The 17,673-nt window shown below is 29.6% G+C and carries 16 protein-coding genes; 1 reads left to right on the top strand and 15 read right to left on the bottom strand.

From position 1 onward, the window contains the following. Positions 1-37 precede the first annotated feature (37 nt). On the bottom strand, positions 38-748 hold the full coding sequence (locus LL038_RS04160; RefSeq protein ID WP_216119917.1) for a pseudouridine synthase: 711 nt from the start codon (positions 746-748) through the stop codon (positions 38-40). Between the two features lie 406 nt (positions 749-1,154). Here LL038_RS04160 and LL038_RS04155 point away from each other — a divergent pair, with 406 nt between their 5' ends. Next, positions 1,155-2,255, top strand: a complete 1,101-nt coding sequence (locus LL038_RS04155; RefSeq protein ID WP_216119918.1) for an iron-containing alcohol dehydrogenase family protein — start codon at positions 1,155-1,157, stop codon at positions 2,253-2,255. A gap of 89 nt (positions 2,256-2,344) precedes the next feature. Here LL038_RS04155 and msrA read toward each other — a convergent pair whose 3' ends face one another. The 14 genes from msrA to LL038_RS04085 all read right to left on the bottom strand — a co-directional run bounded on the left by msrA (position 2,345) and on the right by LL038_RS04085 (position 17,590). Then, complete coding sequence (gene msrA / locus LL038_RS04150; RefSeq protein WP_216119919.1) at positions 2,345-2,824, bottom strand: peptide-methionine (S)-S-oxide reductase MsrA; 480 nt, start codon at positions 2,822-2,824, stop codon at positions 2,345-2,347. Between the two features lie 65 nt (positions 2,825-2,889). Beyond that, positions 2,890-3,219, bottom strand: a complete 330-nt coding sequence (locus tag LL038_RS04145; RefSeq protein ID WP_216119920.1) for a single-stranded DNA-binding protein — start codon at positions 3,217-3,219, stop codon at positions 2,890-2,892. Positions 3,220-3,357: 138 nt separating this feature from the next. Beyond that, a complete protein-coding gene (uvsE, locus tag LL038_RS04140; protein WP_216119921.1) occupies positions 3,358-4,611 on the bottom strand; it encodes a UV DNA damage repair endonuclease UvsE in 1,254 nt (417 codons plus the stop codon). Between the two features lie 222 nt (positions 4,612-4,833). Further along, positions 4,834-5,811 (bottom strand): tyrosine-type recombinase/integrase, encoded by a 978-nt coding sequence (locus tag LL038_RS04135; RefSeq protein ID WP_216119922.1) that lies wholly within the window; start codon positions 5,809-5,811, stop codon positions 4,834-4,836. Positions 5,812-5,902: 91 nt separating this feature from the next. Then, on the bottom strand, positions 5,903-6,163 hold the full coding sequence (locus LL038_RS04130) for an HPr family phosphocarrier protein (protein ID WP_071613191.1): 261 nt from the start codon (positions 6,161-6,163) through the stop codon (positions 5,903-5,905). 109 nt (positions 6,164-6,272) lie between these two features. Beyond that, positions 6,273-7,463 carry a pyridoxal phosphate-dependent aminotransferase gene (locus LL038_RS04125; protein WP_216119923.1) on the bottom strand — a complete coding sequence of 397 codons (1,191 nt, stop codon included), beginning with the start codon at positions 7,461-7,463 and terminating at the stop codon, positions 6,273-6,275. 241 nt (positions 7,464-7,704) lie between these two features. Beyond that, the gene (rny, locus tag LL038_RS04120; protein WP_216119924.1) at positions 7,705-9,261 is read right to left on the bottom strand and encodes a ribonuclease Y; all 1,557 of its coding nucleotides are present in this window, start codon (positions 9,259-9,261) and stop codon (positions 7,705-7,707) included. A 309-nt stretch (positions 9,262-9,570) separates the two neighbouring features. Beyond that, on the bottom strand, positions 9,571-10,626 hold the full coding sequence (gene recA, locus LL038_RS04115; protein WP_216119925.1) for a recombinase RecA: 1,056 nt from the start codon (positions 10,624-10,626) through the stop codon (positions 9,571-9,573). 166 nt (positions 10,627-10,792) lie between these two features. Continuing rightward, the gene (gene pgsA, locus LL038_RS04110; protein WP_216119926.1) at positions 10,793-11,338 is read right to left on the bottom strand and encodes a CDP-diacylglycerol--glycerol-3-phosphate 3-phosphatidyltransferase; all 546 of its coding nucleotides are present in this window, start codon (positions 11,336-11,338) and stop codon (positions 10,793-10,795) included. Continuing rightward, positions 11,322-12,659: a 30S ribosomal protein S12 methylthiotransferase RimO gene (gene rimO, locus LL038_RS04105; RefSeq protein WP_216119927.1), complete on the bottom strand. Its 1,338-nt coding sequence runs from the start codon at positions 12,657-12,659 to the stop codon at positions 11,322-11,324. Before rimO ends, pgsA begins: the two co-directional genes overlap by 17 nt. 190 nt (positions 12,660-12,849) lie before the next feature. Beyond that, a complete protein-coding gene (locus tag LL038_RS04100) occupies positions 12,850-15,156 on the bottom strand; it encodes a DNA translocase FtsK (RefSeq protein WP_253200195.1) in 2,307 nt (768 codons plus the stop codon). 194 nt (positions 15,157-15,350) lie between these two features. Beyond that, the gene (locus tag LL038_RS04095; RefSeq protein WP_071613198.1) at positions 15,351-16,034 is read right to left on the bottom strand and encodes a ClpP family protease; all 684 of its coding nucleotides are present in this window, start codon (positions 16,032-16,034) and stop codon (positions 15,351-15,353) included. Positions 16,035-16,090: 56 nt separating this feature from the next. Next, positions 16,091-17,281 carry an aspartate kinase gene (dapG, locus tag LL038_RS04090; protein WP_216119928.1) on the bottom strand — a complete coding sequence of 397 codons (1,191 nt, stop codon included), beginning with the start codon at positions 17,279-17,281 and terminating at the stop codon, positions 16,091-16,093. Positions 17,282-17,314: 33 nt separating this feature from the next. Further along, positions 17,315-17,590 carry a YlmC/YmxH family sporulation protein gene (locus LL038_RS04085; RefSeq protein WP_216102495.1) on the bottom strand — a complete coding sequence of 92 codons (276 nt, stop codon included), beginning with the start codon at positions 17,588-17,590 and terminating at the stop codon, positions 17,315-17,317. Positions 17,591-17,673 lie beyond the last annotated feature (83 nt).

Genomic DNA, 17,673 nt, shown 5'->3' with positions numbered 1-17,673 from the left:
TTTATTATTCACATCCACCATATAATGAATCCTTAAATTATAAATTCTTCAAATAATTTATTTCATCAAAAGTTAAATTTCTCCATTCTCCCTTTTCCATATTCCCGAGCAAAATATTACCAACAGAAATTCTTTTTAATGCAACAACTGGATGGCCTATAACCTCACACATTTTTCTAATTTGACGGTTCTTACCCTCATGTATTGTGATTGTAGCCCTACAATTAAATCCAATTCTTTTAGTAATCTCAAAACCGGCCTTAGCAGTAATGTATCCATCAATATCCACTCCATTACAGAATGTAGCTATTTCTTCCTCATTTGGGCAGCCTTCAAGTATTGCCATATAGACTTTATTAATAGCCTGCCTTGGGTGAATCACCTTATTATAGATATCTCCATCATTAGTCAAAATAATTAATCCACATGTATCATAATCTAAACGACCTATAGGATATATTCTTTCTTTTGTCTTTACTAAATCTAAAATAGTCTCTCTGCCTTTCTCATCTTTTACAGTAGATACTATCCCTTCTGGTTTATTTAATGCAATGTAAACTTTATTTTCTTCTATATTAATAATTTTATTATCTACCTCTACACTATCTTTTTCAGGGTCAATTTTATTTCCAAGCTCTGAAACTACCAAATTATTTACTTTTACCCTGCCAGCAGTAATTATTTCTTCACACTTTCTTCGTGATGCAACACCACATCTTGCCATAAATTTTTGCAAACGTTCTTCCACTATAACACATCCTAATTTTATTTTTAGTTACTATATAAATATAAATTTTCTATTATAAAATTATTTATGTACTCTTTTGTTAAATAATTTTAAGTCAATTTTATAACCTGTTACTAAATAAAAAACATGATTTAAAATTTAAATTGAAATATATATAAATAAGCCTTCATAAAGGATTATATAAGTATATTAATAAAAAATCAATTGCTGATAAATCATTTTTCATTTTACTTTTGTAATGACGATAAAAGTTGTAATATATTTCCAAGGAAATAAATCTATAAAAATATAAATTATGATTTAATTTAAATAAACAAAAAAATATAAAATCAAGATCATAATATATTTTAACGTTCCTAATGTTATAATATATAGAGAATGTAATATTCTAAAAGGAGGATATATAATGAATTTTATTAATTACTACATGCCAACAAAAATAATATTAGATAAAGAAGTAATATTAAAAAACAGTAATCTATTTTCTTCTTATGGAAAAAAGGCTTTGATTGTAACCGGCAAGACCTCATCAATCAAAAACGGTTCATTAAAAGATGTTACTAATGCATTAGAAAAAGAAGGCATTGTCTACGAGATTTTTAATGATGTAGAAGAAAATCCCTCTTTAGAAACTGTAGAGAAGATTGTAAAACTTGGAAGAACACAAAATTCCAATTTTATTATAGGCGTTGGAGGAGGATCTCCCATTGATTCTGCAAAAGCAGCTGGGGTGTTAATAAATAACGCAAATGCTACAATCCATAATTTATTTGATAATCCAAACCTTAAATCTATACCTGTGATTGCAGTACCTACAACAGCTGGAACAGGAACTGAAACAACACCATATGCTATTCTTACAGATAATAAACTAAAAACAAAACATGGCATATGTCAAAAGGTATTTCCTGATTACGCCATGTTAGACGTAAAATATCTAATGTCCTTACCAGAAAATATAACTGTTAATACTTCTATAGACGCATTATCGCACTTAATAGAAGGTTATTTATCTTCGAAATCAAATACAATGAGTGATGCACTAGCTGAAAAAGGTTTGAAATTATTTGGTGAATGTTTAAATATGATAAAAGAAAAAGATTTTACTTATGCTGTTCGAGAAAAATTAATGTTGGCCTCTACAATAGCTGGCATGGTAATTGCACAATCAGGCACATCTCTTCCACATGGAATGGGTTATGCTCTTACATATTTTCATAATATACCGCATGGAAAGGCAAATGGAGTTCTTTTAAAATCCTATTTGCAATTTTCTGAAAATAAACACAGAGTCAGAAAAATTTTATACTTATTAACTATAGAAAATTTAGATGAACTCGGTGATTTTTTAAATGATATGCTTGGAAGCATAGATAATGTAAGTTATAAAGATATATGTTCCTATGCAGAAAACATGGCATTAAACAAAGATAAATTAAAAAATCATCCCACCCCTGTAGGAAAAGAAGATATACTGAAAATGTACAAGGACTCTTTAAATTTATAGATAGTTTTATTTATCAATAAAATAATAAACAAAACTATTAAAAACAAGGAAGTGTAGATTTTACACAACCTTGTTTTTATATTTTTGTACTAATTGGCGTTTAAATCAATATGACAATATCCTCCCGGATTTTTCTGTAGATATTTTTGGTGATAATCTTCAGCATCATAAAAACAAGAAAGAGGTTGTATCTGAGTAACTATAACCTTTTCGTATTTACTTTGAACTATATCTTTTGTGCTTAATATAATATCTAAATCACTTTTATCAGAGTAATAAATACCACTTCTGTACTGACTACCTACATCAGCTCCTTGCCTGTTAATAGCAGTAGGATCTATTATCCCCCAAAACTTATTTAATATTTTTTCTAGTGATACCAACTTTTCATCATAACTTATTAAGCAAGCTTCTGCATGGCCAGTGTTTCCCATACAAACTTGATCATATGTAGGGTCCTTCTTTGTGCCATTGGCATACCCCACCTTAGTTTCAACAATACCGTCTATTTTTGACATATAAGCATCTACACCCCAAAAACATCCTCCAGCTACAACTATAGTTTTCATTAAAACACCTCACCTTTTTATTATGACTTTTTATATATTATACCACAGTCATAATATTATGTAAGTTATACAATTTGCTGCTTATTATCTAAAAATTTAAAATCCTCAGCTACAACTTCTGTACTATATCGTTTATTTCCATCTTTATCTACATAACTACTACTTGAAAGTCTCCCTGTTATAGCAATTTGACTCCCTTTTTTTAAATATTTACATAAAGTTTCTGCCAAACCACTCCATGCGACGATATTAATAAAATCAGCTTCTGCTTGCATATCTTTATGTTGTACCCTATTAATTGCCAATGTAAATCTAGTGTAAAATCCTTTTCCTTCATTAAAACTTTTAAGTTCCAAATCTCTTGTTAATCTGCCAATTATTGATACATTATTCATTAATTATCTCCTCTTTTCTTAAAAATTTGCATTAGCTAATTAATCGACACTTAATATAATTTTATTTTTACTGTGTAATTAAATAACGTTTTAAGATTATTGACAATAAAAATAATTCTTATACAAACATACGTTCTTTTAGTAATGAAAATAATAGGAATTAAGAATATATTCAGCATTATATCTATCACATAGTTTTCTTAAATAAAGCTTCGCCTTCTCTTTATGTTGCATATCCAAAAGTAGTTTTGCAAAATGCACTTTTTCTTTGTCAGTAACATCGTCTTTAACATACCCCCAAACATGCTCTGCAGTATTTATAAAGCCTCCATCTTCTACATCAATGCTTATTACTTCATCCATATACTCGTAGAATTCCTTAAGACTACATTTTTCATTTACCATTTTGCTACATTCTTTATAATACTTATAATTTCTTTCCATCAAAACATATTTATATTTTGCCCATTGTTTTTCCATAATTGTAGAATTATTTTTCTTATTTGCATTATTTATGTTGTTAATTACAATATTACATTTTATAGCCGAAATATCTTTATCTTTCACCTCTAGCATAATATCAGGATTAAATTCTTTTACTTCGTCATAATATTCTAAAAATGCTTTCACCATTATAGTATTTGAATGTGCTCCTACCTGTTTTTGTAAATTTTGCTGACTATAATGAACTTTTACATTACCATCTTTCTCTTTCCATGTTTTTATTACTTCTTTCATTATTTCTTTTATAGACTCATCTTTTTGATGGTTACACTCATGATGAAGGTTATCGAATATAACTGGTATACCGATTTTCCTGCTCACATAAAGAACATCTTCAATATCGAATATTTTTCCATCATTTTCAATTACAAGTCTATTTTTAACAGAAGATGATAATCTTTTAAAATTCTCAATAAATCTGTTTATAGCTGCATCTTTATCGCCATACCCTCCACCTATATGAAGTATTATTTTATTACTTGAATTCAGACCTAATGAATCTAAAAATTTACTATGATATTCCAAATCTTTAATTGCATTTTCTACAATATCATTTTTCAAAGCGTTGAGCACTGTATATTGACCTGGATGCATTGAAACTCTCATACCACACTTCTTTACAAATTCGCCTAATTCATTTAATTCATTTTTGAAATAATTGTACCATTCAATTTCATTAATACTATGACTTCCAAGCGGAACTATATCTGAGCTTATTCTAAATAGTTTTATATTAAGTTTCTCATTGTTTTCTAAAATTTTTTTTAACCCTATTATATTTTGTTTTACCACATCTAAAAAAATGTCTTTTGAAAATTTTTTTAGTGTAAGTCCTCGTGATGTTCTTTCATTTATTGTTAAGGGTATACATGCGTATCCTATTTTCATATTTTCTTATACTCCTATTTTCTTATACTTATAATTTTTTCAATTTATATTAAATTGCACAAAATTTAGCCTTTATATGTATGCTTAACTCCTATTGCACATTTAAACCGTATCTACGCTTTCTTTAAAGCGAAAAACTAAGTCAAAGGTGTAAACGGAAGCCTGATGTCTTTTCTGCTTATTCATGGTTATTAGTAGGTATATTTAGTTCCGTTATAATAATTAAAATATATCTATTAAATCTCCAGCATTATTTTTCAATTTTTCTACTGAATGAATATACCTATTAGTAGTTGCCAAATTTTTGTGTGACGCAAAATCTCTAACTTTTTCTACCGTAGCCCCTGCAAGTATTGCGAGTGTTATTGCTGTATGTCTAGTAGAATGAACCCGTAAATCTTTATCTATACCTGCATTTTTACACACTTTTTTTATCATATAATTTAAAGTGCTTGCATTTAACTTTTCATTATTTTTCCCATTGCTCGAATGACCAATAAATAAATATTCCTCACCATTTGTTACCTTATTTCTATTTGTCAACTTAATATATTCATTAATCATAGTAAGAACATTTTGTTGTAGTTTTACTATATCTTCTTTACCGCCTTTTCTTCTTACCTTTACTACATTATACCCAGTGTATGTAGTAACATGTTTAATTTTAATATTTATAATTTCAGATTTTCTTAATGCAGTAGTTAACGCAAGAACTAATATTGTTTTATTCCTATGTCCCAATATAGTAGTTGTATCTATACTTTTTAATAAAATTTTACACTCTTCTTTTGTTAAAAACTCAGTTTCTTTATTATTTATCACTGGTTTTTCTTCTTTTAGATTTCCAAATGGATTATACTTAATTATATGAATACCTGTAGAATTATCTTGATATTTTAATAACCACTTATAGAGAGCGCTTAATGATGATACTTTCCGATTTATAGTTGCAGATGACATATTTTTATCCATTAATTTCATAATAAAATTTTGTGTATGTAATATAGTAACTTTTTTAATATCATCTATACTAATATCCGAAATAGAACTCACACAGAAAAAATCTTTTATATCCCTTTCATAACTCTTAGATGTATAAATACTTTTTCTAGATTTAATCTCAAGAAAATATCTTATAAAATTTTCATTGTCTAACATTAGATCTGAATTGTAATTAAATCCAATAATTTCATTTTGCATAAATATTCTCCTTTAATACTTTCACTTTTCTATAAATTTTAAAAAGCTGCAAACAGTACGTTAGCAGCTTTTTAAAATATACAGGTCTTAATTATTCCTCTAAAGAGTTGATTAATTTCACTATTTCTTCTAAAGCTAATTTTTCATCAACACCATTTGCAATAACGTTTACAGCCACATTAGATCCAACACCTAATGATAAAATACCTATCAAACTTTTAATATTGGCTTTTTTACCCATAAATTCTATACCTATATCTGACTTGAAAGAAGCTGCTTTTCTTACTAACAATGTAGCTGGCCTAGCATGCAATCCTTTAGGATTATTAACTATAACTTCCTTTGTTATCAATTTATTTCACCTCAATATCTTATTATTAGTATGAACTAATATAAAACACTTTATATTAGTTCATACCACCATACCATCATAATATCATTAATAAGTATGTAAATCAATTTTAAATATTACTAACAAAACTTTCTATCCTATTAAGTCCTTGCTTTATATTTTCCATGGAAGTCGCATATGATAGTCTAATAAAATTCTCTGCTCCGAATGCTATGCCCGGTATAACTGCAACCTTTTCCTTTTCAAGTAGAAGCTTTGAAAAAGAAATCGAATCCTTTATCACTTTTCCATCGATTAATTTATTTAATATATTACTTATATTCACCATAACATAAAAAGCACCTTCAGGTTCTATGCAAGATAAATTATTAATACTATTTATTCTTTCTACCATATAATTTCTTCTTAATTTAAATTGTTTTATCATACTATGCACATCTTCCTGTTCCCCGCTTAAAGCTTCAACTGATGCATATTGAGCAATTGAATTTGGGTTAGACGTGGTATGACTTTGTATGTTTGACATTAATGCTACGATTTCTTTGCTACCAGCGGCATACCCTATTCTCCATCCTGTCATAGCATAAGCTTTAGAAAGACCATTAATTACTATAGTTCTTAAATAAGCATCTTCGGAAAGGCTTGCTATACTAATATGATCATTAGCTGCGTATAATAGTTTCTCATAGATTTCATCTGATATTATTATTAAATTATTTGTTTTTGCAAACTCAGCAATATCCATAAGTTCTTCTCTTGAATACACTGTTCCTGTAGGATTATTTGGGCTATTTAATATTATTGCTTTAGATTTAGAAGTTATCGCTCTATTAAGGTTTGTAATTGTTAACTTAAATTTATTACTTTCCTCTGTTTCAACAAAAACAGGTACCCCATCCGCGAGTTTAACTAATTCTGGATAACTAACCCAATATGGAGCTCCAATTATAACTTCGTCTCCTGGGTTTAATATAGCTTGCAAAACATTAGCTAAGCATTGTTTTGCTCCAGTTGAAACTATAATTTGATCTGTTATGTAATTTAAATTATTATCTTTTTTAAGTTTTTTAATTATTGCCTGTTTTAGTTCAATAATACCAGACGCCGCCGTATACTTTGTCATTCCTTCGTTTATTGCTTTTATAGCTGCTTCCCTAATATTCTTTGGTGTATTAAAATCAGGTTCACCGGCACCAAACCCTATTACATCAATACCATCAGCCTTCATTTTTTTTGCTTTCGCAGTTATATCTAATGTTAAAGATGTTGATATTTTACCAGCTTTTTTAGATAATACCATTTTTTTACCCCCGATATATATATTAATTGTATGTTTTATATTAACACAATTTTGTTTCTTTAAACAAACTACCTAACTAGTATTGTACTAATATATCATTATTTTTTTATGATGTAAATGGAATAATTTATTCATAATTACAAGTTTTTATATTTAATATGCAGTTAATACTTTGCGCAAAAAAATCCTCTTAAGATTTAGAAATATTCTAGATTTCAAGAGGATTTATTATTATATGTTTTTATTTAGCATAATCAATAGCTCGTGTTTCACGAATAACATTCACCTTAATTTGCCCTGGATATTCAAGTTCATTTTCAATTCTCTTAACTAGATTTCTTGCCATTTCGACAGCACCAGCATCATCAATTACATCTGGTTTAATCATAATTCTGACTTCTCTTCCAGCTTGGATAGCATATGACTTCTCCACGCCTTCATAAGAATTTGCAATTTCTTCTAGTTTCTCTAATCTTTTAATGTATGCTTCTAAAGTTTCTCTTCTTGCACCCGGTCTTGCAGCTGATATAGCATCTGCCGCTTGAACTAGTATCGCCTCGAGAGATTGTAACTCAACATCACCATGATGCGCTGCAATAGCGTTTACTACAATAGGCGACTCATGATGTTTTTTAGCGATTTCTGAACCTATAAGTGCATGTGGTCCTTCAACTTCATGATCCACAGCCTTACCTATATCATGAAGTAACCCACATCTTTTAGCAAGTGTTGGGTCAATTCCAAGTTCCGAAGCCATAAGTCCCGCTAAGTATGAAACTTCTATTGAATGCTTTAATACATTCTGACCATAACTAGTTCTGTATTTTAGTCTTCCAAGTAGCCTAATAATCTCAGAATGAAGCCCATGAACTCCCGTTTCGAAAGTTGCTTGTTCTCCCTCTTCTCTTATATCGCTATCAACTTCTTTTTTAGCTTTTTCTACCATTTCTTCAATTCTTGCAGGATGAATTCTTCCATCCACTATTAGCTTCTCAAGTGCAATTCTTGCAACTTCTCGTCTTATAGGATCAAATGCGGAAAGAATTACTGCTTCAGGAGTATCATCTATTATTAAATCTACGCCCGTAAGTGTTTCTAGCGTTCGAATATTTCTACCCTCTCTGCCTATTATTCTTCCTTTCATCTCATCATTTGGAAGAGAAACCACATGAACTGTCGTTTCTGCAACATGATCAGCCGCACATCTTTGAATAGCATAAGTAATAATTTCTCTTGCCTTTTTATCTGCTTCTTCTTTAGCTTTAGTTTCAATTTCTTTTATCATAATTGCAGCATCGTGTTTAATTTCTTTCTTTATTTCTTCTAACAATACTTGTTTTGCTTCATCCGATGTTAATCCTGATAGTCTTTCTAATTCTCCCCTTTGTTTTGTGTATAAATCTTGTACACTTGTTTCTACAGTCTCAATCTCTTGTTGCTTTTTATTAAGATTTTCTTCTTTTCTCTCTAGCACATCACCTTTTTTATCTAAAGATTCTTCTCTTTGGATATTTCTTCTTTCTAACCTTTGAACTTCATTTCGTCTTTCTCTTGATTCTTTTTCTAAATCAGTTCTAAGTCTGTGAACTTCTTCCTTCGCCTCTAAAATAGCTTCTTTCTTTCTTGTCTCAGCTTCTTTCGAGCTATCATCAAGAATTTTTTTAGCTTCTTTTTCAGCCTCAGAAATATTTGCTTGAGATTTATTTTTTCTAGTATAAATTACAACAAAAACAACTAACGAAGCAACAATCAAAATAGCACAAACTGCTATGAAAATTGGTAAACCTTTAGTATTCATCGATTATCAACACCTCCCTTGCTTATTTCAAATCTATTTAAGAGTAAATATGAAAGCTAGAAAAGGTGCTATATTTATTTAGTTGGTAGCAATTAAAATATGCAAACCAGTATTTGTATTTATTTTATATTACTTTTCAATTAATGTCAAGATTATAAGAATTAAATAATCTATTTATCGTTATATATCCAGTACTATAATAATATTCTTTAGTTATATGTATTACTTATAGATTTAACTAAAATCATATAAAATTAATAAACAAATAATTAATAATTGATTAAAGAAAAAAGCAAGTATAAACTTGCTTTATTCTTCCTTCTTACTAGCTTCCTTTTTAGTTACTTCTTTTTTATTAATTTCTGGATTATTGTATAATGGCAAATTGTGTTTTGCTCTTATTTTGTTTTCTATTTCTAGCATAACAAGGGGATTCTCTGCGAAATATTGTTTTGAATTTTCTCTTCCTTGTCCAAGACGTATATCTCCATAGGAAAACCATGCCCCACTTTTTTGTACAATTTCTTCCGTAACACCTATATCTAGGACATCACCCTCACGAGATATACCGTGACCATACATAATATCGAATTCAACTTTCTTAAATGGAGGAGCTACTTTGTTCTTAACAATTTTTATTCTTGTTCTATTACCCATAAATTCGTCACCTTGTTTAATTGTATCTATTTTTCTAATATCTATTCTAACAGATGCATAAAACTTAAGTGCTCGACCACCAGGAGTTACTTCTGGGCTACCAAACATTACTCCAACTTTTTCTCTTAATTGATTTATAAATACAAGAACACATTGAGACTTATTTATTGAACCTGCAAGTTTTCTTAAAGCTTGAGACATAAGTCTTGCTTGCAGTCCTATATGAGAGTCTCCCATCTCGCCTTCAATTTCAGCTTTAGGTACTAATGCTGCTACTGAATCCACAACAATTACATCAATAGCTCCAGAACGCACTAGCGCCTCTGTAATCTCCAAAGCCTGTTCACCAGTATCTGGTTGTGAGACTATTAAATTTTCTATATCTATTCCTAATGCCTTAGCATATTCGGGATCTAATGCATTCTCTGCATCTATAAATGCAGCTGTTCCACCATTTTTTTGAGCTTCTGCAACTATATGGAGTGCAACTGTAGTTTTACCTGAAGATTCTGGTCCAAAAACTTCAATCATTCTTCCTCTAGGTACTCCACCTATACCAAGTCCTATATCAAGTCCTAAACAGCCAGTAGAAATGGCCTCTACATTTAACTTACTATTTGCTCCGAGTTTCATTACAGAACCTTTTCCAAATTGTTTTTCTATTTGACCCATAGCAATTTCTAATGCTTTTAATTTTTCATTATTCATAAATTTCCCCTTTGGGCTCACCATCCTTCATCGACGAACGTTTGTTCCATTGTAAGTATACACTATTTATTTTACATGGTCAACATACATTACAATATAATATTTCCAATTTTGTAACACTATAGTAAGTACTTATTTTTATTATTAACACTCTTTAATAATTTAATCACTTATCAACTCTAATTGTACCTTTATTTTTTACAAAATAATCAACACCTGATATTATTGTAATAATTACTGCCGCACCCATGAAAACATCAGTGAATATATTTAATGTATTATTCACATAAGATAAATTTATAAGAGCTGTTATTATAGCTACTATTTGAATAACGGTTTTTAGTTTTCCCCACTTACTAGCCGCAATCACTTTTCCTTCTGACGCAGCTATTGTTCTAAGACCTGAAACCGCAAATTCTCTAGCAATTATAATCATAGCTACCCACCCATACACTATATGAAGTTCTACTAATGATACAAGCGCCGCAGTTACTAATAACTTATCGGCTAGTGGGTCCATAAACTTTCCAAAATTAGTTATTTGATTTCTACTCCTTGCTATATACCCATCCAATTTATCAGTAAGAGAAGCTACAATAAAAATAATTGTAGCAAGTTCTCTTCCATAAGGTATACCTTTAGCTGCTATAAAAAGTAGAAATATAGGCACTAAAAAAATTCGTATCATTGTAAGTTTATTCGCAAGATTCATAGCACACAACTCCTATTAAATCATATTCTAAAGCTTTAGTAACTTTCACTTTAACAAATTCTCCCTTATCATAAACTTTATCGGATTCAAAGAAAATATTACCATCTACTTCCGGTGCCATTTCATAATTTCTACCATAATAAGTTTCACCATTAAAACCTTCTACTAAAACTTTATAAATCTTTCCTATTTTTTTATTATTAATTTCTTTTGATATACTTTGTTGCATGATCATTAATTCTTCTTCACGTTTAACTTTTATTTCTTCTGAAATTTGATTTTCCATTTCGCAGGCTTCAGTCCCCTCTTCCTTAGAGTACTGAAAAACCCCTAGTTTATCAAACTTGGTTTCTTTAATAAATTGTTTCAACTCATCAAAATTTTCCTGAGTTTCTCCTGGAAATCCTACAATTAGAGTAGTTCTAAGTACTAATCCCTTAATATTCTTTCTCATCTTATTTATATTTTCTGTTATAATACTTTTCCGGCCTTTTCTTTTCATTAATTTAAGAATATCATCACTTATATGTTGGATTGGTATATCTACATATTTACAAACTTTATCATTTGAAGCTATTTCATTAATTATTTCATCTGTTATTTCTTCTGCATAACAATAAAGTACTCTAATCCACTCAATTGTGCTTATTTCAGAAATTTTACTAATAAGTTTGTGTAAGTTCTTTTTACCATAAAGGTCAATTCCATATCTAGTTGTATCTTGAGCTACCAATATAATTTCTTTACATCCATGTTCACTTAATTCCTTTACCTCTTGTAGTATATTTTCCATCTTTCTACTTCTATATTTTCCTCTAATATTGGGTATTGCGCAATATGTACAAGCATTATCACACCCTTCTGAAATTCTAACATAAGCAGAATAGGTTTCTGTAGTTAATACTCTTTGTCCTTCATTGATGTTTTCATCACTATAACTACAATATTGTACTTTAATTTTTTTTAAAAGCACCTCTTCTATACTACTTAATAACTTGTTATAATCGTTAACGCCGAGCATAATATCAAGTTCCGGCATAAGTTCAAGCAGTTCTGAGCCATAACGTTGAGTTAAGCACCCCGTTGCAATTAATACTGTACACTTATACTTTTCCTTATATTCAGACATTTCTAGAATAGTGTCTATTGACTCTTGTTTTGAAGATTCTATGAATCCACATGTATTTACTAAAATTATATCTGCTAGTTTAGGATCATTTGTCATATTATATCTTTCACTTAAACTACCTATTATAATCTCACTATCAATTCTATTTTTATCACAACCTAGATTTATAACTCCAACTTTCAATTTTTCCATAAGTCAGCCTCCTTGTTTGTCTCTGCGGGTAAATCCCATTTATTAGCTTTTTTTCTCATTGTTTAGTTCTTAAAACAGATAATAACTATTAACCTATTATCCTTCTATAATTGTATACATAAATTATTGTAAATGTGATTTACAAATTAAACAAGGGTATTTGCAATTATTCTTACAAAAATTTGTTTTATTAATTTTTAAGTTCAGCATTACTTACCAATATTTCCCTAGGTTTACTTCCATTTCTACCAGATATAATCCTACGTTCCTCCATTTGTTCTATAATTCTTGCTGCTCTATTATAACCTATTTTTAGCTTACGTTGCAATAAGGAAGTGGATGCTTGACCATTTTCAACAACTATTCTAATTGCTTCATTTAATAATTCGTCAATGCCTTCATTATCATCTTTCTTTACCGAACTACTTTCTATTTCATCTATTATTTCCTTTTCATAATTCACCTGGGTCTTCTGGTCTTTTATAAAATTAACAACTCGCTCAACTTCTTCTTCCGATACAAAAGCTCCTTGTATTCTAATTGGTTTAGACTCTCCAGACGGATAAAAAAGCATATCTCCTTTACCAAGTAATTTTTCTGCACCAGCGGAATCTAAAATTGTTCTTGAATCAATTTGACTTGAAACTGCAAATGATATTCTTGAAGGTATATTAGCCTTTATCACGCCTGTAATAACATCGACCGAAGGCCTTTGCGTAGCAATTACTAAATGCATACCTGCCGCTCTTGCCATCTGTGCGAGCCTACCAATATACTCTTCTACATCATTTGCACAAACCGTCATTAAGTCCGCTAACTCATCAATTATTATAACAATCCATGGTAATTTTTCTTCAAGAATGCCTTTATTAACTAATTCATTATATCCCTCAATACTTCGCACATTATTTTCGGCAAAACTCTTATATCTTCTTGTCATTTCATTCACAGCCCAATTTAAAGCACCTGCTGATTTTTTTGGATCCGTTACAACTGGTATTAATAAATGGGGTATTCCATTATAAATATTTAATTCAACAACCTTGGGGTCAATTAGTAATAACTTAACCTCTTCTGGGGAATATTTATAAAGTAAACTTATTATTAATGAATTTATGCAAACACTCTTTCCGGAGCCCGTAGCCCCCGCTACTAATAAATGTGGCATTTTTGTTAAATCTGAAACAACGCAATTACCACCTATGTCTTTTCCTAAACTAAAAGACAAATTTTTGTTTGTTTCTAAAAATTCATTAGACTCTATTACTTCTCTTAAGTACACTGCGCTTAACTCTTTATTTGGTACTTCAATTCCTACAGCTGCTTTACCGGGTATTGGTGCTTCAATTCTTACACCCGATGAGGCTAAATTCAATGCAATATCATCTGCTAAATTCACAATCTTGCTCACCTTAACCCCAGCATTTGGCTGAAGTTCGAACCTTGTAACTGAAGGTCCTTTGGTAACTTGAATAACTTTTGCTTCAACTCCAAAGCTACTTAATGTCTCTTGTAATTTATTCGCATTATTAAGTAATTCTTTTTTATCATTTTTATTCATTTTAGAAGTAATATTTTCATTTAATAACTCTAAGGTAGGATATTCATATTTATAGTTTGGCTTTATTTGCACACTATTTAATTGAATTTCTTGTTCAAGCTCTTGCTTTATAGAATTATCTATGTGCTTTACTTTTGTTCCTCTTGCATTATCACTCTTATTAATATTAGAAACTTCATCCTCATTCGGTACTTGCTCTTCCGTTTCAATATCATTTGATTTTATAAAATCAATTATTTTAATTTTGTTGCTAATATCTTTAATAAATTTGTTTTTTCCTTCACTTGAAACTGCTAATTCTTCTTGACTATCATTATTTTCTATATATAGCTCCTTACTATCATTTTTATTAGTATCTCTTTTAGTTATGAATCTTTCCTTAAAATACATAAATACATCATTTAGCGATACGTTTAATATTATAATTAAACAAATTACATAAATTGCAATAAATATTATACAACTTCCAACAGCACCAAATAATGTGTACATTGGTACATCAATGGAATAACTAATAATACCCCCATGCAAAACACTTGATGATTTATATATTTTATTTATTCCAAGTAAAAAATTTCCTTTAACATAGTACTCATCTAAAGTTAACATTTGTATAAATAGCAATGTGTTCATTATAGTAAGCATTATCCCATAAAACTTTTTACTAAAATTTATCTTACCTTTCTTAACAATATCACAAAAACCTACAAATAATATCAAAAACGGAGAAAGATATGCACCTAACCCCAAAGTCGCAAAAAGTAGATGATTAATAAAATTACCAATCATACCTGATATTGAATTAGAACTTGAAAATATAGTTGAGAATATGCTTAATAACATTAATACGCCTATTGTTATTAAGATAATTCCAAAAATTTCACTATCACTGTCTACAATCTTAGAACCTTTAGATTTAGTTTTTTTTCTGGCCAAAGTATCACCTCAATTTTTATTAGTTCTATCTTTATTATTTCTACAAACATTATAAATTCCCTTTAACTTTAAATAGATTTATAAATGTATTTTAAACTACTTCTATAAAAATTACCATTAGAATCTATTCGTTATAGTAAACAGTCAATAAAAACAGATATAAATAGGTCATTTAGACCTATTTATATCTGTTTTTATACTTTATCTATCATTTCATTTAATTTTGATAAAGCTTCACTTATTCCACCAACTTCATCTATTAGTCCATTATCCACTGCTTGTTTTCCTATGAGTATAGTACCCATATCATTTAAAAGCTCATCAGTTTGAAGCATTAATCTATTTACCGTTTCCTTGTCAATCTTTGAGGTTCTAATAATAAATTCTGTGATTCTCTCTTGCATTTTATTAAAATACTCAAAAGTTTGAGGTACTCCTATGATTAAACCATTCATTCTTATAGGATGAATTATCATAGTTGCAGATGGAGAAATAAATGAGTACTCAGCAGCTGTTGCCAGTGGTATGCCTATTGAATGCCCTCCACCGACTACAAGCGACACTGTTGGCTTACTTACGCTGCGAATCATCTCCGCTATTGCAAGACCTGCTTCCACATCTCCTCCTACAGTATTTAGGACTATAAGAATACCTTTTACTTTTTCATCTCTCTCCATAGCAATAAGTTCTGGGATAACATGTTCATACTTAGTAGCCTTTGTTTGAGGAGATAACATCATATGTCCTTCTATTTGTCCAATAATTGGTAAAACTTGAATTCTATCATCCTGAGTTGCAACATTAGTTGTTCCAAGTTCTTTGATACTTTCTACCTGATCATTATTCTTATCTTCATTGTTTTTTTGAGTTTTTAACATTTGCATTCCTCCTAATTCACTTTATTTTGTGCATTAAGAGAAACTATATACATTTTTTAACCTAATTTAAATTCTCTATGTAGTGCAATAATAGCTTTTTTGGCATCTCTTGTTTCTACAAGACACCATATTGTCATATGAGAATCCGCTGTTTGTAATACTTCAATTTTTTGTTTTGTTAACGCCTTAAGTATTCTCGCCATAACACCAGGTATACCTCTCATTTTTGAACCAATAATTGCAAGCTTACTACAATCCTTCACAAAAGAATAAGATATATTAAGTTCTTTTATTAAATCAGTAAATTTAGTAAAGTCCTTTTCATCAATAGTAAATATTTTCTCTTTAGGAAAAACATTTATAAGATCTATACTTATAAGGTTTTCAGCTAGAATATCAAAAAGATCATCATAGCTAGAACCTGAATTTTTAGTTACTTTTATTTGAACCCTATTATTCATATGTGTAATTCCTGTAATTATATTATCATCTTCTTCACTTTCAAAATTTGAAATTACAGTTCCGTCGCATTCATTCATAGTATTTTTTATTACGAGTGGTATATTGTATTTTTTACATATCTCCACTGCTCTTGGGTGTATAACCTTTGCTCCTTGATCCGCAAATTGAAATATTTCATCATAACTTATTTTCTTTATTAAAGTTGCCTCAGAAACTATTCTTGGATCCGCTGTCATAATTCCATCTACATCAGTGTATATTCGAACCTCTACTGCGTTAAGCGCCGCCCCAAGCAGTGCAGCTGTAACATCACTTCCGCCTCTACCAATGGTCGTAACATAGCCCTTGTCATCCATACCTTGAAATCCTGCAACTACAGGAACCTTTCCGTTTTTCAAAATACTTAATATCCTTTTTGTATCTACATTAAGTATCGCAGCATTTGTATAACTACTATCTGTAATTATACCTGCTTGTCCCCCAGTTAAAGGCACAACATCAACTTTATTATTATTTAATTCATTACACATTACTACAGTGCTTATAATTTCACCACAACTCATTAGCAAATCTATTGCTAATGGATTTGCACCTTTAAAATCATCGTCTATTTGTGATAACAGTGTATCGGTAGCATAAGGCTCACCTTTTCTTCCCATAGCCGAAACCACTACCACGGGAAAATACCCCTTAGCCTTTGCATTTATTACTTTACTTGCTACAAGCTTTCTTTTTTCCTTAGTTGAAACAGATGTACCGCCAAACTTTTGAACTAATATCTTCATTTCTGACCTCCTGGAATAATAATTGAAATATCGTTAAACATGAGATTTTTTTAATAATTCATTATCAACATCAATAATTATAGTTCTAGACCCTATTTTTTTAACATATTCCCAAGGAACTTCAATAATATCGTTATTTCGAAAAAAGCTGAACTTAGAACTGCCATCATTTATAATTAAAAATTTTAAAAAGCCATTTTCATCAATAACTACATCATTACTACCTAAATTGCTATATTTATCACCATCATTAATATTTATGATTTCATATCTTTCCATTTCACTATACAGTTTTACATTGTCTTCCATATAAACATCTCCTTAACACTTCTCATAAAATACTATGGATTATATTAAGGAGATATTCCTTATTTTTATATTTTATTAAATAA

The organism is Clostridium estertheticum (assembly GCF_026650985.1).
GTDB classification, from domain to species: domain Bacteria; phylum Bacillota; class Clostridia; order Clostridiales; family Clostridiaceae; genus Clostridium_AD; species Clostridium_AD estertheticum_C.
The sequence above is the reverse complement of the archived record's forward strand: the minus strand, read 5'-3'. Positions and strand labels throughout refer to the sequence as shown.